Below are 22,462 nucleotides of genomic sequence, written 5' to 3'. Positions count from 1 at the left end.
GACCTTGGCCCGGACGGACCATGGCGTCATGGCGGACGTGCGCTGGCTGACTGATGAACAAGGAGATGCCTGGATTTCCTTCGTCACGATGGGCCATATGGTGCGCCATGCCACGGAACGTGCGCTCCAGGTGGCCGGCACCGACCTGACGCTGGCCAAGTACGAGCTGCTGCACTGTGGGACCTGCGAGTCGGAGCGACGTATCCGGATGGGCGAGTTGGCGACCGTGTCGCGGCACCCTGAAACCTGTTGACCACCCGCCGCGGCGGTAGCCGGCTTCCAAACTGTGCCGGGGATCTGGTTTCGTCGTGTGCGGAGCGAGGGCACGACCGCGCCACGTGGGGGATCACAATCCACATGCGGAGCCAAGCAGCGCCGGCGAGGTGACCTCACTACCGACCAGTTCGTCGCGGACTTGGCCGTGTCGAAAGACCAGCGCGCGATGGCACACTGTGGCCGCCTGCGCCAGATCGGTGGACACCAGCAGCACACCGGCGCCACGGGTGACCAGTTGTCTCAGCACTCCGCGAAACTGGGGGCCGTGCGTCGACTGTTCCAGCACGATCACGTGCCGTCCGATCTCCAACAGGCGCGAGATAACGACGCCCTTGTCACCGTCAACCATCGCGAGGTCGCCCGTGGTGACGAATCCGACCCCCCGGTCGACTGCGCCGGCAAGGTTGCCGGGCTGAAAGTCTTTGCCACACAACCGCATCCGGCCACCATGGGCTGACGCCAGACCGGCCACCGCACGACCGATCAGCTCCGGTCCCGGTCCGTCGACGCCCAGCAACCCGACGACTTCCCCGGCGCGGACGGTCAGGCACACCGGACCGGCTACGCCGACGCGCAGTTGATCCAGCTCGAGTCTCACCGAATGACCGACTGCCCCGACCTCCAGGCGCGGGGTCGTTTCCGCCGTCACCGCGCGAACCAGCTCCACCGGTGTGAAGCGGGCCAGCGGGCCGGCGCGCACCACCCGGCCGTCCCTGAACACCAGGACCTCGTCAGCCAGCTGGCACACCTCGTCCACACGACGCGAGACCAGGAAGATGTCCACGCCAGTGGACCTCAACTCGTCCAGCAGGTCGAACAGCCGCCGCACACCCCGCGGCGGCAGGTGAATGGTGGGCTCTTCGAGCACCAGCGTGTCCGGATGCCTGGCGAGTGCTCGCGCCATCGCCACCAGCATCCGCTGGGTCGGCGCGAGATCGAATACCCTGTCCTCGGCATCGGCGGGCAGACCGACCACGGACAACGCCCGATCGGCCCGCTCGCGCACCGCCGGCCAGTCGATGATTCCGCGCCGTCGGGGAAACCCGTTGCCCAGCGCGATGTTCTCCGCGATCGTCATCCACTCCACCAGGCCGAGGTCCCGCGCCACAACGGCGGTTCCGGCCGCGGTCGACCGGGCAAGTGATGCGACCGTGGCCAACAGGACCGGCCGGCTCACCCCAGTGTCGGCGAGCAGCGCCACGATCCGCCCGACCGTCAGACCGCGCCGCGCGTCGGCCCAGCTCTGACGATCGCCAGGTTCGAGAGTCACCCGGCCTCCCATTGCCGCACACGGAACCCGATCACCGCAAAACACGGAAAACCCCATTGAGCCAATGGTTTCCGAGCAACAAGCCTCAGCGATGATCGCACACAACCTAACCGAGAAGAGCGCACCTTTTCCCACATTCAGCGGAAGGTGCCGCACAACACCTCCACGCCGACAGTTTCTCCGGAATCGGCGGCCAGATTGCAAAGGATCGTCGACACAACGAGCACAATACCGTTGAATCTTCGAATGCTACTCATTTCTCCTACTTTACGAAAGCTCAAGTCTTCCTCAAGACCATAGGCCGAGGAGAGCGTGAATGCCACAGTCCGGCATCACAGTGAGAGCCCGGCGACACGGGCGGACCGGTTCGGCTGAGGAGCACCTACAGTGAGTTCTCCCGTCGGCAGGGCACCTGTGTCCGAAGACGAGGCATCGATCGGTTACGGCAAGCCGCTGGGCAACCGCCAGGTGCAGATGGTCGCGATCGGCGGTGCGAGGGGTCGATCTCTTCCTCGGCACGGGCGGGCGGCCGGCGAACGCCGGCCCTTCGCTGGTGCTGTCCTACGCGATCTGCAGCCTGGCCGCGTTCTTCGTGAGTTCGTAGGCCCGTGGCCGGCTTCGCTGTCGGCTGGCTGAACTGGCGGGCGCCGGCATCGCCGAGATCACCGCCGTCGGCTACTACATGCACAAATGGCTTCCGCAGATGCCCTACGGGATAACCGCACTGGTCGCGCTCGGCGTGCTCAGTTCGGTGAACCTGTTGTCCGTCAAGCTGTCGCGACCGGCGAGACCAAGCACCCTGCCGGGTGATCCCCCGGGCCGTCAACAGCGTGCTGTGGCGCATCGGCGTGTTCTACGCGGGAACCGTGCTACTGCTAGCGATGCCGATGCCCTGGTCGTCCTATAGCAAGGGGGTGAGGCCCTTCGTCACGGTGTTCTCCTAACTGGGCATCCCCGGCGTCGGCGACGTCATGAACCTGATCGTGCTCACCGCGGCGCTGTTCTCGGCCAACTCCGGGCTCTACTCGGCCGGTCGGATGCTGCGGGCCCTGGCCGATCGCGGTGAGACTCCGGCCAGCGCCATCGGCGAGGACACTGCGACGCCGGTTTGCCTACTGCCTTTGAGGAAAGTAGAAGTAGCCATGACATTTCCTTCTCACAGCAGTCGGGCGTCCCGGCCTGATGCCGAACCGCCCCGACGCGTGCTCGTTCTCTCAGAAGGTGTTTGAGATCTTCGGGTAGCAAGGTCGAAGCGGCGTCGTCCCGGACGCACGGCCGGTGCGCGACGGGCGATACGACGGGTCATCGTGGCAATCGATGCCCACCGAATGACGGCCTCAGACGTGGCGGGATAACGTTCGTAGTCCCGTGCCAGCCGCCGGTAGGCGGTCAGCCAGGCACAACGTCCGTTCGACCGCCCACCTGCGCGGAATGACCGAGAATCCCTTCCGGCCAGGGGGTTTGCGGACGATCTCGATGGTGGTGCGCAGCGTGGTACGGGCCCCGCTCCACCAGTGCCCCGGCGAAGCCAGCGTCGGCGAATAGGTATCGGGTCCGGCGGCGGGTGACCGACAGTAGCGGGTGCTGGCGGTGGTGCAACTCCAGCAGCAGGCGCTTGGCGCCGTTCCGGTCCTACACACACGCCGGAAGCACCACCACCGCCAGCAGCAGCCCGAGGGTGTCGGTGACGATGAACCGCTTGCGGCCGCCTGGTTTCTTGCCCGCGTCGTAGCCGCGGGTGTCCGCACCTACGGTGTCGGCGCCCGTGACGGTCTGGGAGTCCATCAGCCCGGCACTCGGGTCGGGAGACGGCCGGCGTCGGCGCGGACCCGCGCCCCGCAGGGCGTCGAGCAGACGGAAGGTCAGGCGTCGCTGTTCCCACCGGGTGACCTACCTGCACACAGTCCCCCAGGATGGGCAGCCGCCTTGTGGGCGTGCTGTCGGTGGCGGCAACAGAGGCTCGACCACCGCCCACTCGGCGCCGGTGAGATCCGCGGGGTACCGCCGGCCGCGTGCCATCTGATCAACTTTGCCGGAGGTCAGTGGCACTGGGGAGCGGCAGGATCTCAAACACGTTCTCAGCTGTCCCTGGTGATCCGCACCGCGCAGGCGTCGGTGCCGCCAGGCATGCGCTGCCGGTTGCGCGCGATCACGCGGTACACCAGGCCGGCCACGACGCTGACCGGAGGCGTGCTCAACGCCTGGCCGACGAGACGCCAACAGGATCGCTCACTGGCCCGCAGCAGTCGTGCGATGGCGCGGGCACCGCCGACGACTTCGCCGCGCTCCGTCACCCACAGCACCTCGTAGCGCGCGCGCTCCATGGTCAACCCATGTGCCGCGAGGTCGAAGCTCTGGCCGCGAATCGCCTCGACCCCGATCGGCCGCACGTTCCGGAACAGCCACATCACGGACACCGTGCAGAATCCGCAGTCCCCGTCAAACACCAGCACTTCGTCGGACACACGGCCTCCTCTCAGACCCCGACCAGGCCGGACCGGTACGCGCAGATCGCCGCCACGGTCCGGTTCGGCACCTTCATCTTCCGCAGGATGGTCAGCACGTGGCTGCGCACCGTGGCCACCGAAATTCCCAGCTGGCCGGCGATCTCCGGGTTGGTGCGACCTCCGGCCAGCAGCATCAATACCTCCATCTCGCGCTCGGTGAGCAGCCCGCGCAGCTCACGGGCCCGCTCGTTGTACGGGTTGCGCAGCACGGTCTCAGCCAGCACCGGCAGGAACTGCGGCGGCACGAACATGTGCCCGGCGCTGATGGCGCGCACCGCGGTGATCAGTTCCTCGGCCGGCCCGCTGGTCAACACGACACCCATCACGCCGCAGGCGAACAACTCCTTCACCTGCGCTTCGTTGGGATGCACCGCCACCGCGAGCAGACCTCCCTCCGCGACCCGGCGAAAGCGCTCGGCGACCGCGGGAAGCCCTGGTGTGCCGGCATCGACGATACCCACCACCCGGCCCCACACTGCAGCCTCGGCGCAGAGCTGCTCACCGGAGGCGACCAGCTCCACCGAACCGATCTCGGGCGCGATGGTCCGCAGCAGACGAACGTTCTCGTCGGACACGCGCAACGCGCCGAGAACAACGACGGTGATCGCACTGGGTCCGAGCACGAGGCCCCCTCTCAGGGCAGGGGGTGCGGGTTGGACAGGAACAACATCATCGGCTCTTCGGACTCGTCGTAGCCGGCCGAGGTGGCGATGAGGAATTGCACCCGCTTGGTCTCGGGGTGGTGCTTGACCTGGTGGGTGGCGTAGTTGAGCAGCGTCAGGTACGGCACCGTGACCTGCACGTCCTCCTTGCGGTCCTTCAGGTCGGGCTGCATCATGATCAGCCCGGAGACCGCGTCGGTGACGACCTTCTCGGCCCGGCGACCCGGGTACCAGAAGAAGTGCTGCCACTTCCGCTCCTCGACCTGGCAGACCTCCTTCCACGGCGTGGTCTCGCCGTCGGGCAGCTCGTCCCGCACCAGCAGGTGGTAGTCGTGCATGCCGGGGCGGGGCGCGAAGAAGCGCCAGTCCGGGATGAGCGACCCGGTCGGGTCGAACTTGCGGATCTTGTCGAACTTGCGGGTCGGGTCCTGGCTGACAAAGGTCGCGGCCAGCCAGGTGCCCAGCACCGCGTACAGCGAGTACCTGGCCGCCTTGGCGACAGTGGTGTTGACCATCGTGTGCTCCGTCAGTGCTGGTCTGTCGTGGGTTCGGGGTCGACGAGCTTGGGGGCACGGCCGGCACGCGCGGCGTCGACCACCTCGAGCACCACGGCGGCGGTGTGCCGGGCGGCGGTCTGGTCGCACAGGATGCCCAGGTGCGAGACGCCAGGCAGCACCTGGTGCACGCCGGTGTCGGTGAGCTCGGCCAGCTCCTGCTGGAGTTGCAGGTGCACTGGGTCGGCCTGCGCGGTCTCGCCTGCGGTCAGCACGTACAGCGGCACGCCGGAGGAGAACCTGGTGTCCTTGGTCTCGTCGATCACGTGCGAGAGCCAGGCGTCGACCTCGGCTTCGGTTGTCACCCAGTTGCGGGTGCCCATCATCCGCGCCAACGTGGTCGCGCGAGCCGGCTCGGGCAGACCGTCCAACTGCGATTCGGGCCGTTTCCTCGTGCGCCGGCCGAGGCCGAAACGCGACCAGAACAGGCTGCTGCGCACGCTGTTGCGCATCAGCGGTAGTCCGAGGCGCTGTCGGGCCGAGCGGGTCAGCTGCTCGGGATGGGCTGCGTCGACCAACACGACGCCGGCGACCTTGTCCGGGTGCCGCTGGGCGAAATGACGCAGCAGCATGCCGCCGTAGGAGTGGCCGACCAGCACGAACGGCCCCGGCTCTGCGAGCGACTCGAGCAGCAGCTCCAATTCCGCGGTGATCCGCTCGGCCGTGCGGGGCAGCGGGCCGGACTCGCTCCAGCCGACACCGGCACGATCGTGGGACAGGGTCGGCGCCGACACGGCCACGGTCCCCTGGATCCAGGTCCACATCTCCAACGGCGAGGACAAGCCGCTCTCGAACAACACGGTCGGGCCCTCATTGTCGTGCCCGAGCCGGCACGTGTGTATGGCATGCCGGTCCACGGTGACCAGCTCGCCCAGTCCCGGCAGCTCCCGGTCGTCCTTGCGGGTCTGGGACCGCTGGTAGGCGGCGCCGACCGCGAACGGCACGGCGCCGAGCACACCAGCAAGGCCCGCCAGAGCCAGTTTCAGCGTGACGCGGTTCACGTGCTACTCCCGGCAATGGTCTCGGTGAGCTGCCCACCGGGCAGCTCGGGCAGCAGTTGGGTAGTGACCAGCCGCTTATAGAGCTCGTCCTGCTCCATAAGCGACCGGTGGCTTCCGACGGCACGGACACAGCCCTGGTCAAGCACGACGATCCGGTCCGCGTCGACCACCGTGGACAATCGGTGCGCGATCGCGATCACCGTCGTCGACCTCGACCTCTCGTACACCGATCGACGCAGCGCCAGCTCCGCCTCGGCATCGAGCTGCGACGTCGCCTCGTCCAGCAACAGGACTTCGGGCTCCAGCAACAGCATTCGAGCGACGGCGATGCGTTGGCGCTGGCCGCCGGAGATGGCGGCGCCGGACTCTCCGACCGCGGTGTCCAGACCGTCGGGCAGACTGTCGACCCACTCGGTCAGGTTGGCCAGCTCCACCGCACGCCACAGGCTTTCCTCGCTGGCACCGGGGTTGGCGTAGAGCAGGTTCTCCCGGATGGTGCCGTCCATGACCGGGGCGTCCTGCTCGACATAGCCGATCTTGCCGCGCACCACGTCGAGCGGAAGCGCGCGGAGGTCGACACCGTTGAGGAGGATCCGACCCCGGTCGGGTTGCCAGAGGGCGGCGGCCAGCGAGAACAGGGTGGTCTTGCCGGTTCCCGAAGGTCCGACCAGCGCCGTCAGGCCCCGGGTCGACGTCGTGAAGGACACGTCGTGCAGCACGGGTTTGTTCGCCGTGTAGCCGAACGAGACCGACTCGAACTCCAGCGCGGGCGCACCGGCCGGCGGCTCCGGCAGGCCGGCAATGGTCTCGACCGGTTCCTGGGGAAGTTCGAGCAGACCCGTCACCCGGTGGGCCGCGGCCACCCCGAGCTGGACCTGCGACCAGCTGGTGAACAGCGAGATCAATGGGCTGAGCATGTAGAACAGGTAGAGCAGGTAGGAGGCGAAACCGCCGGTGTTCAACGCTCCCGAGGCGATCCGGGCGGCACCGACGGTGAAGACGACCGCGAAGGAGCCGTGGATCCCGAGATTGATCAGCGGCGCCATGGCCGCCTCGAGCCGCACTGCCCGCATGTCGGCCTTGGTGGCCTCATTGGCGTGCCCGATGACCCGCGCGGACTCGCGCTCCTCGGCCCGGCTGACCTTCACGGTGCCGATCGCGACCAGGGCCCGCTGCAAAGCCCCGCCGAACCTGCCGGTCGCCTCCCGGTTCTGGGCCATCGCCCGGCGTACCTGGCGGGCCACCAACAGGTTGGCCACCGCCGCTGCGCTCAGGCAACCGATGGTGACGAGGGTCAGCAGCGGATCGATGAACGCCATCAACCCCACGCCGCCGACGACCATGACCAGGCTGGCCGCGATGTTCATCAGACCCATCACCAGCGAGCCTCGCAGCAGATCCGTGTCGGACACCGCGCTGACGAACAGGTCACCGCGCTGACGTCCCAGATGCGCGCCCATCGTGGCCCGCAGCAGTCGGTCGACGGCTGTGCGTCTGGTGTTCAGCACCAGCATCGCCCCGGTGCGGCCGAGCAGGTACATCTCGATCGCCCGCAGCACGATGTCGGTCAGGAAGACCACGACGAGCACCAGGATCGACCGTCCGGCGAGGCCAGTGCCGGTCAGCGCGCCGACGACATTGCCGACCAGCAGCGGCTGCGCCAGCGAGAGCACCGCGCTGAACAGGCCGACCAGCCCGGTCATCGCGAGCTGGACTCGGTACGGACGCAGCAACCTGGTGATCACGGGGCCGGCCGGAGTGTTCTCGGGCATGGGTCAGCCCCTACGCAGGTGCTTGGAATGGTGCGCGACGGCCGGATACGTGGCGCTGAACGCCCACAGGAACCGGTTGAGGCCCATGAAGGCGGCGTTGCCGGCGTGGAAGGACACGCCGGTGCCCAGCAGGCCGAGCGCGATCGGCTTGGGCGCTAGCAGCGCCAGTGGGAAGGCCATCTCGCCGGCCCACACACTCCAGCCCGCGGCCTTGGCGAACCACGGGAACTTCTGCAGCAGCTCACCGACCTGCTTCTGGCCGTACGTCTTCGTGCGGAAAATGCCCTGCATGCCGCTGCCGTCCCGCCAGTACGGCGAGATGACCTTGGCCAGACCGGCGGCGAAGTAGGAGATCACCGACTGGCCGGCGATGAAGGCGGTGCAGGCGTTGCGGGCCTTCTCGTCGTTGGGGAAGAACTTGCTGGCCGCCAGGGCCGCGCACACCACGATGTTGACGTGGTCCGAGCCGTCGGCGCCGTAGTTGGTGCGCAACTGCAGCAGCACGTTGCTGCCGGCCAGGAACGCGGCGGCGGCCGCCTTGACCTGCCGGCTGCCCGGCAACAGGAGCATCGTCGACGCGGTCAGCCGCATCGCGGTCAGGATCTGGATGCCGGGAGGCGTGAACAGCAGGTCGAACACCTTCGCCGCGCGTCCGCGGACCATGCGCTTGGAGCGGGTGCGGCCGATTCGCCAGCTCAGCAGGCCGCCGTCCTCGACGTCTTCCGGCCGGCACATCGCTTCCAGCGAGCTGAGGATGATCCCCGCGGAGATGAGGATTTCGGTCTCGCGCAGCGCCTTGTCCACGCTGAGCATGTCACCGGCTGGTAGGAGGTCCACCTGTGCCATATGCACTCCAGAGTTCACATTCCACGAAGGAGGGAGATGGGGTGCGCGACCGACGACCCGCGAGCCGCGCACCTCGACCCGGCTACCGCAGGGAGGCCACCTCGGCCCGCATCGAGACCATGTCGCCGACCGTCAGGCCTGCGAGGTCACGATCAACCTGGTAGTCCTCCGGCGCGTTCAGCACGCAGCCGTGGTTCTTGCACTGAACGTAGGCGAAGTAGGTGCCAACGACCGCGCCGATGCCGACGGCGGTCGCCACCACCCACGCGCAACCCACGGGGTCGACGGCGAGACCGGCGAGGTCCAGCGCCGCGATGTCGGCGGTGCAGTCCTGCGCGATCAGCTCGATTCGATTCATGCTTAACTCCTTCTCCACGCGGACGAGCGAGCTCGCTCCCATGAGAAGCTAGAGAGCCAAAGCATTCGCCGACATCAACCAAATTATCGAAACCCGGAACCGCGCCGCCGAGTATCATGTGTGGGGCCATTCTCTGCCCGACACCGCACGGATCGTCAATATGAAGGAGACGGGATTCCGCAGTAGAAGGAAGTTTTTTTCGACACGTGCGCGGATGTCGGCCCCATCGAGCCGAAGCGAGTCAACGACCCTTCCGGCTGAGCTACGCTCGCGGTCACCGGGTCAGTCAGTCTTCCGGATTCTGTCGCGCCGACCGATTCGACGGTGACCATGCACAGTGCTACTCACGCCGCCCACCGCTATCCGGTGCACCGGCTCACGCTATCCAACGGACTACGGGTGTTGCTCTCCCCGGACCATGCCGCCGAAGTGGTCGCGGTCAGCGTCGTCTACGACGTGGGCAGCCGGTCGGAGCCGGCCGACTGCGCGGGCTTCGCGCATCTGTTCGAGCACCTGATGTTCCAGGGATCGGCCAATCTGGAGCGGTCGGCGCATGCACGCTATGTGCAGTCCTGTGGCGGCGCGTTCAACGGCACCACCCACCTGGACTACACCGAATACTTTCAGGTGCTGCCGTCGACCGGGCTGGAACACGCGTTGTTCCTCGAGGCGGACCGGATGCGGGCACCGGCGCTGACCGAGGCGAGCCTGGCCAACCAGATCGACGTGGTGGCCGAGGAGATCACCGGCACGGTGTTGTCGCGCCCCTACGGCGCCTTTCCGTGGTTGCCACTAGCCGCCCTGCTGTTCGACACATTCGCCAACGCGCACAACGGTTACGGGGCGATCGACGAGCTGCGCGGCACGACCGTCGAGCAGGCGCGGCGGTTCTTCGAGCGGTACTACGCCCCCGCCAACGCCGTCTTGTGCGTCACTGGCGACTTCTCGCCAGCCCGGCTGGAGTTGTTGGTGGAGCGCCATTTCGGCGACATCCCATCCCGGGAGGTGCCGGCGAGGCCGGTGATCCACGAGCCCGCCCTGGCGCGGGAGCGCCAGGGCGACTACATCGATCCGCTGGCGCCGATGGCCGCGTTCGCATCCGGTTGGCGCGTGCCGGATCCTGCCGACCTGGTAGCCTATCTGCCGGTCCTCGTCGCTTCGCGGCTGCTCGTTGACGGCCCGCTTGGCCGGCTGTCCAACCGACTGACCAGGGATGAGGAACTGCTGGCCGGACTGGGCTGCGGACTGGGCATCACCGGGGAGATATTCGGCGTGCGTGACCCATCGGCGTTGGTGCTGAGCGGAACCCTGTTGCCCGGAACGGAACTGGACCGGGTCCTGCGCGTCGTGGACGAAGAGGCCGACCGGCTGGCAGTGGACGGTCCCGACGCCGGCGAACTCGCGGCCGCCGTGCGCGTGCTGCGCGCGCAGTTGATTCGCTCACTGGACGGGCTCGCCGCCCGAGCGCAGCAGATGTGCGTGTTCGAACTCCAACACGGCGACGCCCTGCGGATCAATGACTTGGGGCCGCTCGTCAATGAGATCACCGCGGACGAAATCAGGCAGGCAGCCTCCCAGCTGCGTCCCGAGCGCCGTGCCACCATCGAGCTGATTCCGGGGGCTGCCGTATGACCACCACCACGTCAGAGTTCGATCTCGACACCGTTCCGTTTCCCGCTCCGCTGCGCCTGCCGACCGTCGCCGAGAGATCGTTGCCGAACGGCCTGCGCCTGATCTGCGCACGCCGGAGTTCGGTGCCGCTGGTCGAGGCGTGCCTGAGTATTCCCTTCGGCGACACCGAGCCCGGCGCGTCGATGGTGCTGGCCAGCGCCCTCGTGTCGGCGCCGACGCTGCAGGACCGGCTGCGAGCGATGGGTGCCGCCCTCTCGACCGGTGTGGATGCCGACCGGCTGCGGATCGCCGGCAGTACGCTCGCCGAGCATCTGGCGGACTTCCTCGCGCTACTCGCGGAAGTGGCGATCGTCGCCGAGTTTCCGGCCGACGAGATCGCCATCGCTGTTTCGAAGGGCGTGCGGTACAGCGAGATCATCCGGTCGGAGCCGAGTCATCGCGTGCTGGAGGCCTGGAACCGCCGCATGTTCGGCGACCACCCGTACGGACAGGCCGGCCCGTCAGCAGAGGCCATTGCCAGGGTGGACCGGGACACGGTGCTGGACCTGCAAACACGACGGATGCGCCCCAACGACGCGAGTCTGGTGCTCGTCGGAGACCTCGACCCGGACGCCACGCTCGACCTGGTGAACCGATGGTTCACCGGCTGGTCGCCGGGCTCCGATGCCGTAGCGATGCCCCCGGTGCCGCCGTGGGTGCCCGGCGACGAGGTCGTCGACCTACCTGGTTCCACGCAGTCATTGCTGCGCCTGGCGATGCCGGCCCCGCGGCACGCGGAACCCGAGGCCCCGGCACTGGCCATGGCGTGCATGGTCTTCGGCGGCTACTTCTCGTCCCGGCTGGTGCAGAACATTCGCGAGGACAGAGGACTCTCCTACTCTCCGCGCTCCGGCGTGCTACACGTGGCCGAGGCGAGTCTGATCACCATCGCGGTGGACGCGGTCACCGCCAACACAACCGCTGTCGCAACCGAAGTACTGGCCGAACTGGCCCGCATGGTCACCTGCCCGGTCACCCCCGACGAGCTCGACCGCGCCCGCCGCTACACCGCCGGAAGCCTCCGCCTACAGCTGTCCACCCTGACCGGCACGGCGGCAGTGCTGCTCGAACTGGACCAGAACGGCCTCACGCTGGACTGGCTGCGCGACCAGGACGACCGACTGGCCGCAGTGACACCCGACCAGGTCACCGAGGCAGCCGGTCGGCACATGACCGCGTCGAACGCGGTGTCGGTCCTGCTGTGCGACAAGGACAAGGTCTTCACCTGAGCGGAACAGGCGGAAAGCTTGATGGAAATCGACGAGGTCGGTCCGAGTTGGAGTTTCCACTCGGACCAACCTCGGCTGACAGTCTGCCGATCAGATGTGCTTGCTCACGGCATCCAGCAGCGCCTCGCACGACAGCCTGCCCGTCGGCGCCGCCCTGTGCGCGAACTCGGCCACACCGACATGAAAGCCCTGTCCCCGGCAGGTCAGGGTGCTCTTGCGCGCTGGCGCAGGCGTACTCGCGTTACCCAACGCGCTCGGCGGTCGCCAGCCTGATCACCGCCCTCCAGACGGCCGCCCGGGTACACGCGAAGAGCGAACCCAGTTCGAGCGGGGCGATCACCGAACCCACAGATCTCCATAGCGCATCGAACCGCCACCGCCGGACAGAATGTCGCGACCCGGATTGGGCAGTAACCGGTCTCAACGTCGGAGCCGGCCCGACCGGTGGCCCGCCGGATCTCGATCTCCTTGGCGAAGTTGACAGTTTGAACCGCGCGAATTTCCCAAGCGACGACGCAGGACACCGGCCCCGTGGGCACGAACGGGTCCAACGGTTCGATTCCATCGCCGTCGGACGACATACAGATGGCCACAAATGATTCAAGGGAACTCTCGGGACGCGACCGACCCACGGCGGTTGACCGCCTTCACCGCACCACGAACAACGGAGTGGTCTTTTAGCCGCCCACCGCCACGGGTGGTCACTTCATCGAGTCGGTCAGACAGCCGCGACCAGGGCCTCGGTCAGCTGGACGACCGACAGCACGGAACCGTCGCCGGACGCGCTTCCGCTCCGCGTCGGCGCACCGAACTGGCCGCGGGCGCGGGCGCGGGCGAACTGGGCCGTCTCATTCACCACCTCGCCGGCGTAACGCGCAATCCCCTCGAGGCCCTCAACGAGGCAGGCCGTCGGCTCGCCCGGGTTCGCCACAGTCAGCGGCGACAGCACGTCCGACGCCGCGACGGCGCGCTCAACGATGTTCACAACAAACTCCCTGGTAATCGGCGATCCATCCACAGATAGTGGACGCCTCGATCATAAACATCAAATCCGTCCACACGGGCGGTGCTGACGCCCAATAGAGAGAATTCCGAAGCAGCTTGAGAAAAATCCGCGAGATATCCTCCAATCGGAGGATGGACAACTCGCACCGCTCACCACCGCTTGGTGACCAGCGCCTGCGTTCGTCGGTAGTGGGCGATTGGTCGGTTCAGGAGCCTGGATCGCGAGTGGCTCGGCCAGGCCGTCGGGCGAGCGCCACGGTGAGGTGGAGTGATGAGGACAGCCGATCACTGCCGACCAGGATCCTGGAAGCCACGCCCCAGCGACTTGCGACGCTAGGCCATGCGCTCCGACGCGCCCCGAGGAGTGGGACAACAGACGGGGCCAACAGACCGACCGAGTAGGCCTTGGCGACCAGCCTGGCCGATTGGTCACCACAAATTTCCGAGCGATACGGCCGATGTGGTACTCGAATCCCTGCCGGCCCAGGTTCAGTCGGGTGACCAATCTGCTCGTCGCCACGCCCGCGGCGACGCCTTCCAGCACCAGGGCGTCCGGAATCGAGAGGACTCGATGCCGGCCGGGGCGGTCGAGGGTCTCATGCATGACAACGCAGAGCGCAAACAATTCCGTTTGATGATAAGGCGAGAGCGTCATCATGGCCGGCATGGCCTGTTCATCGGGCAACGACAGCATGGTCGTCGTGCCGATCTCGCCGAGACCGGCCCGCGTCAACGGCCCGGGCCCCGGCCTCGGGCTCGCCGCCGCACGGCGTTTTGGGGCTGCCGGTCACCCCGTCGCGCTGATCGCCCTCAGCGGCGAGCGCCTGGCGGAATTGACGGCCAGCCTGTCACGCGACGGGATCCAGGATCGCGCTTTCCCGCCGACGTGCTCAATCGTGCCTCGCTCACCGCAGCGTTGCGGAACCGGCGGGTGCGCGTTCGCAGGAACCCACAATAGGCGACGCCCTGTTCGCGGGCCCAGAGCAGTTTTCGCGCCTTCGGAGTAGGCGCCGGCGCGGTCGCGGCAGATCGCCGCGGCTCCGGAGTCGTCTTGCAACCATTGAGCAGGCGGTTCGGCTTCTCGGCCGTCCAGAAGATCGATTGCCTTGCCGGTGTCGATGTCGAGCAGTACGGTGCCGTACACGTTTCCCTTGCAGGTTCAGCATCTGGCCAGGCCCTCGCAGTACAGTGGGGTGCGGAAGCTCCAACACGCACCTCCGCCGTAACTGTTCCGACGAAGCGCCGAAGGCGGCGCTGAACTTCTCGTGCGCAAAGGTGATTCGGAGTTCGGCGTCAAGACTCGCCGCACACCAGCGGTGCCCGGATTCGTTCATCGTAAGTCCTCAGCACATGTGCTTGGCCGGCACGCGCAGCGGCCAGGCGGTCGGGTCGAGCAGGCCGATGGCGCACGCCCTGGCCATCAATGCCGTTCGGCTCGACACACTCAGCCGCCGCAGCATCGCGCCACGTGGTAGTCCACCGACTGGCGGCATGGCGGCAGTGCTGCTCGAACTCGACCAGAACGGCCTGACGCTGGACTGGCTGCGCGGACAGGACGACCGACTGGCCGCAGTGACACCCGACCAGGTCACCGAGGCAGCCGGCAGGACTCGGACCGACCTCGGCTGGTCAACGACGATCAGCCGTACTGGACCACGGCATCCAGCAACGCCTCGAGCGAGAGGCTGCCCGCTGGCGCTGTCCGGTGCGCCATCTCGGCCGCATTGGCGTGGAACCCCTGCACGCTGAGGTCGGGGTGGCCCTGGGCGATGGCGCGGGCATACTCGCGCTCCCCGACGACGCGCGCCGCCGTGACCAGCGCGGTCACCGCGCGCCAGGCAGCCGCAGGGGTGCACGCGACGGGCGAGCTTACCTCGAACGGACCGAGCACCGAGTCCAACGACACGCCGGCGTGCGCCACCGCGGCTTCAACATGATTCACAATATTCACCTTTCAATCGAAATTTGCTCGGTAATGAACCATTTTCGCCTTGGCCTGGACGCCTTGAGAGGCAGCGGATGTAGCTCAGAAACGGAGGATCATCGCCGTGTCGACGCGACAACGGACGAAGCCTCCAGTAGCAGGGCTGGCGACCAAGAGCAGTCCATACCACCGAACGCTTCGTATGCTGTTCAACCGCGCCGCGCTGTCGCTGTCGCACCAGACCCTGACCTTCACACCCGACCTCATTCGCAGACCCAGCGGCGTTTGCGCCAACACAGCTGGCAGAACCTGCCGCCGACCGGCAGATCCCAAGGACGGGCGGTAACCCATTCCTTGACCCGCGTCGCGACCACCCCACAGCGCCGGCAGACCCGTGCCCGCTCATCAGCGGTTTCCATGTGTACGACTGATAGGCCGTTGTCGTTGTTGTCGTCGACCATGGTGACGACCAAGCCGTCCAGGCCCGGCAGCCGGGTCGTGTCGTTGACCATGCTCGCGGTTCCTCTGGCGCGATCATCCTGCGTAGACAATAGCAATGACCAACAGAGCCACGGCTTCTCCTAGCGCCCAAACAGGTGTCTGACGGCCAGACTGCCACCGCGTAGTCATCAGACCCCGATCAAGCTCGAAGACCCGGATTGTCGGCACCCGCACGGCCTTCGCCGGCAGATTTCGGACTGCCGCAGTGAATCACGTCCGCGATGTACCGGAGTTCCTCTCGGCACTCGCGGATGGCATAGTCCAATTCTCACCGGTAGAACTGTCGCCAGGCAGCACCTATTCGATGTTTTCCTGCCGAACCGCCGTGGAGAGTCCGACGTCTGGAGCGTGCCATGGAAGGCGACCTGCGCACAATGCACCTCCCGTTGTCCAGCGCGCAGGCCGCGATGTGGCTGGCCGAACAGCTGGAGCCGGGCAACCCCGCGCTACGCAGCATCGGCTACCTGGAATTGCTCGGCCCAGTGCACGAGGACCACCTGCTCGCCGCGACGGCGCAGGCGGTCGCCGAGGCTGACTGCCTGCACGTCACCTTCGAGAGCGGCCAAGACGGCACCGTGCAGGTTCCGTTCCCGCCGTCGAACGCCCCAACACCGCTGGTCGACCTGAGCGGCACGCCCGTCCCGGAGGAGGCGGCCAGCGAATGGCTGCGCGACAGGCGGTGGCCCTCGCCCCCGTTCACCGTGCTGCGGCTGTCCGCCGGCCGCGTGTTCGTCGTGCTGCACACGCACCATTCGATGGTCGACGGCGCAGGCTCGCGACTGATCTTCGCTCGAGTCAGCGAGATCTACAACGCACTCGTCGGCGGCTACGAGATTCCCCAAGCGCACGACGCGGGCCTGGCCGAACTGGTCGGTGCCGAGCAGCGCTACCTGACGTCGTCGGAGTTCGGCGAAGACGAGCAGTTCTGGCGGCAACGCTTCGAATTCACGCCCACCCTGACGCCGATCGCCCGCGGCCCATGGCGGGCCCCGCGATCCGGCATGCACCGGACCGCGGAGATCGACGCCACGACTGCGGCCCGTCTGCGGGACCTGGCTTGGCAGTCCCGGATCGCCTGGCCGGCACTGATCACCGCGGCCGTCGCCCGCTACACGTCGATGGTGACGGGCAGCGACGACGTGTTGCTCACGTTCACCGTCAACACCAGGACCGCCGGCCGGACCGAGCGGATTCCCGGCATGTGCACCAACTTCCTGCCGGTGCCGGTTTCCGTGCGGCCCGCGGCAACCGTCGGCGACCTGCTGCGTACGGCGTCGACCGCCATCCGCAGCACGTTGAAGCACCGACGCTACCCGGCCGACCTGATTCGGCGGCAGATGGGTTTGGCCGCCGGTGACGGCCGGCCGTTCGGTCCGACAGTCAACATCATGCCGTCGGCGGCGGCGGTCCAGTTCGCCGGCTGTGTACCGGTGCCGCACGACCTGGACACCGGGCCGGTGGACGACCTCCAGATCACGGTGACCGACACGGCTGCCGGAGGCGTGCTGCTGCACCTCGGTGCCAACCCCGAGTTGTACTCGCCCTACGAGATAGACCTGCACCTGGACCGGCTGCTGACCTGCCTACATGGCATGTCGAACGCAAGCCCGTCGGCGCCCATCGCGCACATCGCCACGGTTGGGCCCGAGCAGCAGCAGTCCGCACTCCGCCAGTTGCGCGGGCCGGCGGCGCCCGTCGAGCCGGTCGACCTGGTCGCCCAGGTCCGCCAGTGGGCGCTGCGCACGCCCGACACGATCGCAGTCGTCGACGACGACACCCGGCTGACCTACCGCGAATTGGTCACCGAGCTGGAGCTGGCCGCTGGCCGCCTGCACGCGGCCGGCGTGAGTGCCGGCGATGTCGTGGCCGTGCTCGCAACGCCCGGAACGCCCTTGGTGACAACGATCCTGGGGACCTGGGCGGTCGGCGCGGCCTACCTCCCCGTCGCCGCCGGGGGTGCGGTCGCGCGGTCCGCGAGGCAGCTCGCGGACGCCGCGCCGCGGTGCCTGCTCACCACCGCCGACATGCGGGACCTCGGCGCGCGGCTGGCCCCGGCCGGCACTCAGGTCGTCGTCCTCGACGAGGTCGACGCACCGCCGCTGGCCGACGGCGGTCCCGATCCGGACGACCTGGCGTACGTGATCTTCACGTCCGGCTCCACCGGCACTCCCAAGGGCGCGATGGTCACCCATCGGGGCATGGCCAACCACCTGCTCGCCAAGGTCGAGGACCTCGGGCTGGGCGCAGGGGACACGGTGGTGATGAACGCCCCCGTCACCTTCGACATCTCAGTCTGGCAGCTGTTTGCCGCGTTGCTGGTCGGTGGTCGGGTGCGCGTCGCGTCGCCGGCGACCGCCACCGACCCGGTCGCCCTGTTCGAACTGGCGGCCGACGCGACGGTGCTGGAAGTGGTCCCGTCCCTGTTACGGGCCGCGCTGGACAGCTGGGACGCAGGAACTCCGGTGTCCCACCTGTGCTCGCTGCGCTGGCTGGTCGCGACCGGCGAGGCGCTGCCACCGGATCTGTGTGTCCGGTGGCTTTCCCGGATGCCGGACATCCCGATGGTCAACGCGTACGGGCCGACCGAGTGCTCCGACGACGTGACGCACGGATTCATCACCGCTCCGGTCGATGGCCACGTCCCGATCGGCCGTGCCGTGCGGAACACGTCGCTGTACGTGCTCGGCGGCGATCTGGCTCCGGTGCCGGCCGGGGTGCCCGGCGAGCTCTACGTCGGCGGGACCGGCGTCGGCATGGGCTACCTCGGCAAGCCCGAGCGCACCAGCCAGGTGTTCGTGGCCGACCCGTACGCGGGCACGCCCGGGGCCCGCATGTACCGCACCGGGGACAGCGTGCTCTGCCGGCCGGACGGCCAGTTGGTGTTCCTCGATCGCCGGGACAGCCAGGTCAAGGTCCGTGGCTACCGAATCGAACTCGGCGAGGTCCAGACCGCGCTGCGCGGTGTGGCCGGAGTGCGGGACGCGGCGGTCGTGGTGGAGACGGACGCGGCCGGCGCGAACCGCCTGGCCGCTCATCTGGTGTCGGCGCGCGATGCGCAGGACGTCCGCGACGACCTCGCCGAACTGTTGCCCGAGTACATGGTGCCGGCGCTGTGGTCCGTGCATGACCGGCTCCCGCTGACTCCCAACGGCAAGCTCGACCGCAGGGCGCTGCCCGCCGCCGCCCTGCTGGCCACCACGCCGTCCCGGCAGGCGCGGTCGCCGCAGGAGCAGTTGCTGTGCGAACTGTTCGCCACCGTGCTGGGCCTGCCGGCGGTCGGCGTCGAGGAGAATTTCTTCCATCTCGGCGGCCATTCCCTGCTGGGTACTCAACTACTCGCCCTCGTCCGTACGACATTCGACGTCGAACTGCCGCTGCGAACGCTGTTCGACGCGCCCACCGCCGCCGCGCTGGCACCGCTGCTCACCGGGCACGCCGACCGGCCGCCGCTACGCGTGATGCCTCGGCCGGAACGGATTCCGCTGTCCGCCGGCCAACGCCGGCTGTGGCTGCTCAACCGCATCGACGAGCGTCAGCCCGTCTACAACGTGCCGGTTGTCGTCGAGTTGACCGGCGAGGTCGACATCCCGGCGCTCACCTCGGCGTTCAGCGACGTGATCGGCCGCCATGAGGCGCTCAGGACCGTCTTCACCGAGGTCGACGGAGCACCGAGCCAGACGGTGCTGGAGCCGGTGCACCCGGTGCTGACGACACATCGGGTGACCGCCGAGGAACTCGACGACGCCGTTGCCGCCACCGTGACGGCCGGCTTCGACCTGGCCACCGAACTTCCCGTACGGGCACGGCTGTTCGTCACCGGACCGGGCCGACACAAGCTCGTCCTGGTGAGCCACCACGTGGCCACCGACGGCTGGTCGTTCCACCGGATCACCGCCGACCTCTCCACCGCCTACCGCGCCCGACGGGCCGGCAAAGATCCACAGTGGACTCCGCTGCCGGTCCAGTACGTCGACTACACGCTGTGGCAGCAGGAATACCCGAACGCCGACGGAATCGCCTACTGGCAGGAGGCGCTGGCCAACCTGCCGGCCGAACTGGAGCTGCCCACCGACCGGCCGCGCCCGTCGGAGGCGAGCCACCGCGGCGACACCATTCACTTCACCGTGCCGGCGAGCCTGCGCAAGGAGATCGGCGCGCTGGCGGCACGGACCGCCACCACGCCGTTCATGGTGCTGCAGGCAGCCACCGCAGTGCTGCTGTCGGCGCTCGGCGCCGGTGATGACATCCCGATTGGCACGCCGGTCGCCGGCCGGACTGACACCGCGCTCGAAGGTCTGGTCGGCTTTTTCGTCAACACCCTGGTTCTGCGCAACGACCTGTCAGGCAATCCGACCTTGACCGAACTGCTGGCCCGCATCCGCGCCGTGGACCTCGCCGCACACGCCAACCAGCACGTTCCGTTCGAGCGGCTGGTGGACCTGTTGGCTCCGGATCGTTCGTTGGCCCGCCAGCCGCTGTTCCAGGTGATGTTGACTCTGAACACCGCACCGGCCGCAGTGTTCGACCTCGACGGCCTGAGCTGCGACACGCAGATGATCTCCACCGGCACGGCCAAGTTCGACCTCACGTTCGAGTTCAGCGAGCAGGACGACGAGCTGGCGGCCCTGCTGGAGTACAGCACCGACCTGTACGACCGCGGCACGGCTGAGCAGTTGGCCGCGCGACTAGTGGCCGTGCTGACGACATTGGTGTCCGACCCGGCCCGGCGAATCGGATCGGTAGACGTGCTGACGCCAGTCGAGCGGCGTCGAATCCTGCGGGATTGGTCCGGCTCGGCGACGGTCGTGCCGCCGAACACGACGACAGCGTTGTTCGAGTCGACCGCACGTACGGTGCCGCACAACAAGGCGGTGGTGTTCGACGGCGTCTCCTTGACGTACGAACAACTCAACAGCCGCGCGAACCAATTGGCCCGCCAACTGCTGCGGACCGGTGTCGCCGTGGAATCCGTGGTGGCGCTGGCGCTCCCCCGCTCGGCCGAGATGATCGTGGCCATGCTCGCGGTGCTCAAGGCCGGCGCCGCGTTCCTACCGGTCGACCCGGAGTACCCGCGCGAGCGGATCGCGCACATGGTCGCCGACGCGCGACCGGCGGCGGTCGTGACCACCGCCGCGATCGCATCCTCGCTCCCGCACTGTGAGGCGCGGCTGCTCATCGACGACGTCACCGTCGGGTACCAGCCATACGGTGACATAGCCGACGACGAGCGGACTTGCGCGCTTGGCGCGGACAACGCCGCCTATGTGATCTACACGTCCGGCTCGACCGGCGCGCCGAAGGGTGTCGTGGTCCGGCACCACGGCGTGAACGCGCTCGTGACGGACTTCGCGACACGGTTGGGGATCGGCAGTGGCACCCGGCTGCTCCAGTTCGCGTCGTTCAGCTTCGACGCGTCGGTCTTCGAGGTCTTCGCGGCGCTCCTCGACGGTGCGACCGTGGTGGTCGCCGGCACCGACGACCGGACGCCCGGCGCCCCGCTGGCAGATTTGATCCGGCGCGAGCGGGTCACGCTCACCGTACTGCCGCCGACCGTGCTCACCGCGTTCCCCGAGAACGTCGAACTGCCGTCCGAGTTGACCCTGCTGGTCGCTGGCGAGTCCTGCCCGCCGGAGCTGGCCGAACGCTGGTCGGCACGTCACCCGGTGCACAACTGCTACGGCCCGACCGAGACGACCGTCTGCGCGACGGTCAGCGCACCGCTGACCGGCACCGGGAAGCCGTCGATCGGCCGGCCGATGAGCACCACCACGGTCAGGGTGCTCGACGGGCAGCTGCGTCCCGTGCCGCCCGGCGTGCGCGGTGAGCTGTACGTCGGTGGCGAGCAAGTCGCCCGCGGCTATCTCGGGCGCCCGGGGCTGACCGCCGCCCGGTTCGTCGCCGATCCCCTCGGCCGCCCCGGCGACCGGTTGTACCGGACCGGCGACATCGCCCGCTGGCTGCCCGACGGCACGCTGGACTACCTCGGCCGCTCCGACGACCAGGTCAAGATCCGCGGCTTCCGGGTGGAGCTCGGTGAAGTCGCCTCGGCGCTGCGCTGCCATCCCGGCGTGGCGCAGGCTGCCGTTGTCGCCCGTGAGGACCCGCCTGGGCGGACCACGTTGGTCGGCTACGTCGTCACGACGGCCGACATGGACAGCCGGACGCTGCGCGCGTTCGTCGCGCGTTCGCTGCCGGCACACATGGTGCCGGCCGCGGTGGTCGTGGTCGCCGAGATTCCGTTGACTGCCAATGGAAAGGTCGACGTCCGAGCGCTCCCGGCACCCGACTTCGCACACACGACGGGACGAAGGCCTTCCACAGCACGGGAGAAGGAGCTGTGCGCGGTGTTCGCCGAGGTGCTCGGCGTTGGGACCGTCGGCGCCGACGACGGCTTCTTCGACCTCGGCGGCGACAGCTTGCTGGCCGTCCAGGTGGCGGCCAGGGCGCAACGGATCGGCCTGGCGGTCACCCCGAGGGAGCTGTTCACCCACCAGACCCCCGAGGCGCTGGCGTTGGTCGTGCGGGCCTGCCGACCGAAGCCGGTGGGCAGGCCCGAGCCGGCCCTGTCACAGCGACAGCTGGCCGAGATCGCCACAGATTTCGACACCGAATTCGACATGGACGCAGAAGGGGAGCCCTGGCTATGACCAATCCGTTCGACGACGAGAACGGCACCTTCCTGGTGCTGCGCAACCACGAGAACCAGCACAGCCTGTGGCCGTCGTTCGCCGAGGTGCCGGCCGGCTGGGACGTGGTCAAGGAGGCGAGCACCCGCACAGAGGCCCTGGACTACGTGCAGCAGCACTGGACCGATCTGCGACCGGCCAGCCTCGTCGCCCGCATGGCCGCCCGCTGACCACCCCTGCCCGCCCCGACCCTGAGGAGC

19 protein-coding genes and 1 pseudogene are annotated in these 22,462 nt (G+C 68.1%); 6 read left to right on the top strand and 14 right to left on the bottom strand.

The window, feature by feature from the left end; genetic code table 11:
• Positions 1–28: 28 nt before the first annotated feature.
• Positions 29–253 carry a hypothetical protein gene (locus tag BCF44_RS51065; protein ID WP_147329001.1) on the top strand — a complete coding sequence of 75 codons (225 nt, stop codon included), beginning with the start codon at positions 29–31 and terminating at the stop codon, positions 251–253.
• Positions 254–346: 93 nt separating this feature from the next.
• Here BCF44_RS51065 and BCF44_RS51060 read toward each other — a convergent pair whose 3' ends face one another.
• Complete coding sequence (locus BCF44_RS51060) at positions 347–1,477, bottom strand: ATP-binding cassette domain-containing protein (protein WP_170218208.1); 1,131 nt, start codon at positions 1,475–1,477, stop codon at positions 347–349.
• Positions 1,478–1,683: 206 nt separating this feature from the next.
• A complete protein-coding gene (locus BCF44_RS55060; RefSeq protein WP_147329000.1) occupies positions 1,684–1,869 on the bottom strand; it encodes a hypothetical protein in 186 nt (61 codons plus the stop codon).
• A gap of 483 nt (positions 1,870–2,352) precedes the next feature.
• On the opposite strand from BCF44_RS55060, the pseudogene BCF44_RS58345 reads away from it, so the two are divergent.
• Positions 2,353–2,775 (top strand): annotated as a pseudogene (locus tag BCF44_RS58345) (hypothetical protein).
• Positions 2,776–3,178: 403 nt separating this feature from the next.
• Here BCF44_RS58345 and BCF44_RS59450 read toward each other — a convergent pair.
• The 8 genes from BCF44_RS59450 to BCF44_RS51015 form a co-directional block, all read right to left on the bottom strand.
• A complete protein-coding gene (locus BCF44_RS59450) occupies positions 3,179–3,388 on the bottom strand; it encodes a transposase (protein ID WP_394468244.1) in 210 nt (69 codons plus the stop codon).
• A gap of 236 nt (positions 3,389–3,624) precedes the next feature.
• Positions 3,625–4,011, bottom strand: coding sequence for a thiol-disulfide oxidoreductase DCC family protein (locus BCF44_RS51045; protein ID WP_211353635.1), 387 nt, complete (start codon positions 4,009–4,011; stop codon positions 3,625–3,627).
• Between the two features lie 11 nt (positions 4,012–4,022).
• Positions 4,023–4,676: a response regulator transcription factor gene (locus BCF44_RS51040; RefSeq protein ID WP_147328999.1), complete on the bottom strand. Its 654-nt coding sequence runs from the start codon at positions 4,674–4,676 to the stop codon at positions 4,023–4,025.
• An 11-nt stretch (positions 4,677–4,687) separates the two neighbouring features.
• Complete coding sequence (locus tag BCF44_RS51035) at positions 4,688–5,230, bottom strand: DUF5819 family protein (RefSeq protein ID WP_116181842.1); 543 nt, start codon at positions 5,228–5,230, stop codon at positions 4,688–4,690.
• A gap of 11 nt (positions 5,231–5,241) precedes the next feature.
• Positions 5,242–6,270 (bottom strand): alpha/beta fold hydrolase, encoded by a 1,029-nt coding sequence (locus BCF44_RS51030; protein WP_116181841.1) that lies wholly within the window; start codon positions 6,268–6,270, stop codon positions 5,242–5,244.
• Positions 6,267–8,042 (bottom strand): ABC transporter ATP-binding protein, encoded by a 1,776-nt coding sequence (locus BCF44_RS51025; protein ID WP_116181840.1) that lies wholly within the window; start codon positions 8,040–8,042, stop codon positions 6,267–6,269. The genes BCF44_RS51030 and BCF44_RS51025 overlap by 4 nt, the downstream gene beginning before the upstream one ends.
• Positions 8,043–8,045: 3 nt before the next feature.
• A complete protein-coding gene (locus BCF44_RS51020; RefSeq protein WP_147328998.1) occupies positions 8,046–8,888 on the bottom strand; it encodes a hypothetical protein in 843 nt (280 codons plus the stop codon).
• Positions 8,889–8,970: 82 nt separating this feature from the next.
• Positions 8,971–9,246 (bottom strand): hypothetical protein, encoded by a 276-nt coding sequence (locus BCF44_RS51015; protein WP_116181838.1) that lies wholly within the window; start codon positions 9,244–9,246, stop codon positions 8,971–8,973.
• Positions 9,247–9,576: 330 nt separating this feature from the next.
• Between BCF44_RS51015 and BCF44_RS51010 the strand changes: the two genes are divergently transcribed.
• Together BCF44_RS51010 and BCF44_RS51005 are read left to right on the top strand one after the other, a co-directional pair.
• Positions 9,577–10,878, top strand: a complete 1,302-nt coding sequence (locus tag BCF44_RS51010; RefSeq protein ID WP_116181857.1) for a M16 family metallopeptidase — start codon at positions 9,577–9,579, stop codon at positions 10,876–10,878.
• A complete protein-coding gene (locus BCF44_RS51005; protein WP_116181837.1) occupies positions 10,875–12,146 on the top strand; it encodes a M16 family metallopeptidase in 1,272 nt (423 codons plus the stop codon). The genes BCF44_RS51010 and BCF44_RS51005 overlap by 4 nt, the downstream gene beginning before the upstream one ends.
• 718 nt (positions 12,147–12,864) lie before the next feature.
• Here BCF44_RS51005 and BCF44_RS51000 read toward each other — a convergent pair.
• The 4 genes from BCF44_RS51000 to BCF44_RS50985 all read right to left on the bottom strand — a co-directional run bounded on the left by BCF44_RS51000 (position 12,865) and on the right by BCF44_RS50985 (position 15,587).
• Positions 12,865–13,131, bottom strand: a complete 267-nt coding sequence (locus BCF44_RS51000; RefSeq protein ID WP_116181836.1) for a hypothetical protein — start codon at positions 13,129–13,131, stop codon at positions 12,865–12,867.
• A gap of 807 nt (positions 13,132–13,938) precedes the next feature.
• Positions 13,939–14,295, bottom strand: coding sequence for a hypothetical protein (locus tag BCF44_RS56285; protein ID WP_170218207.1), 357 nt, complete (start codon positions 14,293–14,295; stop codon positions 13,939–13,941).
• A gap of 495 nt (positions 14,296–14,790) precedes the next feature.
• Positions 14,791–15,093: a hypothetical protein gene (locus BCF44_RS50990; protein WP_147328997.1), complete on the bottom strand. Its 303-nt coding sequence runs from the start codon at positions 15,091–15,093 to the stop codon at positions 14,791–14,793.
• Between the two features lie 245 nt (positions 15,094–15,338).
• Positions 15,339–15,587, bottom strand: a complete 249-nt coding sequence (locus BCF44_RS50985) for a transposase family protein (RefSeq protein ID WP_116181833.1) — start codon at positions 15,585–15,587, stop codon at positions 15,339–15,341.
• A 342-nt stretch (positions 15,588–15,929) separates the two neighbouring features.
• Between BCF44_RS50985 and BCF44_RS50980 the strand changes: the two genes are divergently transcribed.
• Positions 15,930–22,223, top strand: coding sequence for a non-ribosomal peptide synthetase (locus BCF44_RS50980; RefSeq protein ID WP_116181832.1), 6,294 nt, complete (start codon positions 15,930–15,932; stop codon positions 22,221–22,223).
• Positions 22,220–22,432, top strand: a complete 213-nt coding sequence (locus BCF44_RS50975) for an MbtH family protein (RefSeq protein WP_116181831.1) — start codon at positions 22,220–22,222, stop codon at positions 22,430–22,432. The genes BCF44_RS50980 and BCF44_RS50975 overlap by 4 nt, the downstream gene beginning before the upstream one ends.
• Positions 22,433–22,462 lie beyond the last annotated feature (30 nt).

This window comes from Kutzneria buriramensis (assembly GCF_003387475.1).
Taxonomy (GTDB): Bacteria; Actinomycetota; Actinomycetes; order Mycobacteriales; family Pseudonocardiaceae; genus Kutzneria; species Kutzneria buriramensis.
Note: the sequence above shows the minus strand (reverse complement) of the source record. Positions and strands in the feature narration are given on the sequence as shown.

Bases quoted from the DNA above. Each gene is read 5' to 3' on its own strand.
- BCF44_RS51065 (WP_147329001.1), top strand. From the start codon at position 29: ATGGCGGACGTGCGCTGGCTGACTGATGAACAAGGAGATGCCTGGATT.
- BCF44_RS51035 (WP_116181842.1), bottom strand. From the start codon at position 5,230: ATGGTCAACACCACTGTCGCCAAGGCGGCCAGGTACTCGCTGTACGCG.
- BCF44_RS51025 (WP_116181840.1), bottom strand. From the start codon at position 8,042: ATGCCCGAGAACACTCCGGCCGGCCCCGTGATCACCAGGTTGCTGCGT.
- BCF44_RS51020 (WP_147328998.1), bottom strand. From the start codon at position 8,888: ATGGCACAGGTGGACCTCCTACCAGCCGGTGACATGCTCAGCGTGGAC.
- BCF44_RS51015 (WP_116181838.1), bottom strand. From the start codon at position 9,246: ATGAATCGAATCGAGCTGATCGCGCAGGACTGCACCGCCGACATCGCG.
- BCF44_RS51010 (WP_116181857.1), top strand. From the start codon at position 9,577: ATGCACAGTGCTACTCACGCCGCCCACCGCTATCCGGTGCACCGGCTC.
- BCF44_RS51005 (WP_116181837.1), top strand. From the start codon at position 10,875: ATGACCACCACCACGTCAGAGTTCGATCTCGACACCGTTCCGTTTCCC.
- BCF44_RS50985 (WP_116181833.1), bottom strand. From the start codon at position 15,587: ATGGTCAACGACACGACCCGGCTGCCGGGCCTGGACGGCTTGGTCGTC.
- BCF44_RS50980 (WP_116181832.1), top strand. From the start codon at position 15,930: ATGGAAGGCGACCTGCGCACAATGCACCTCCCGTTGTCCAGCGCGCAG.
- BCF44_RS50975 (WP_116181831.1), top strand. From the start codon at position 22,220: ATGACCAATCCGTTCGACGACGAGAACGGCACCTTCCTGGTGCTGCGC.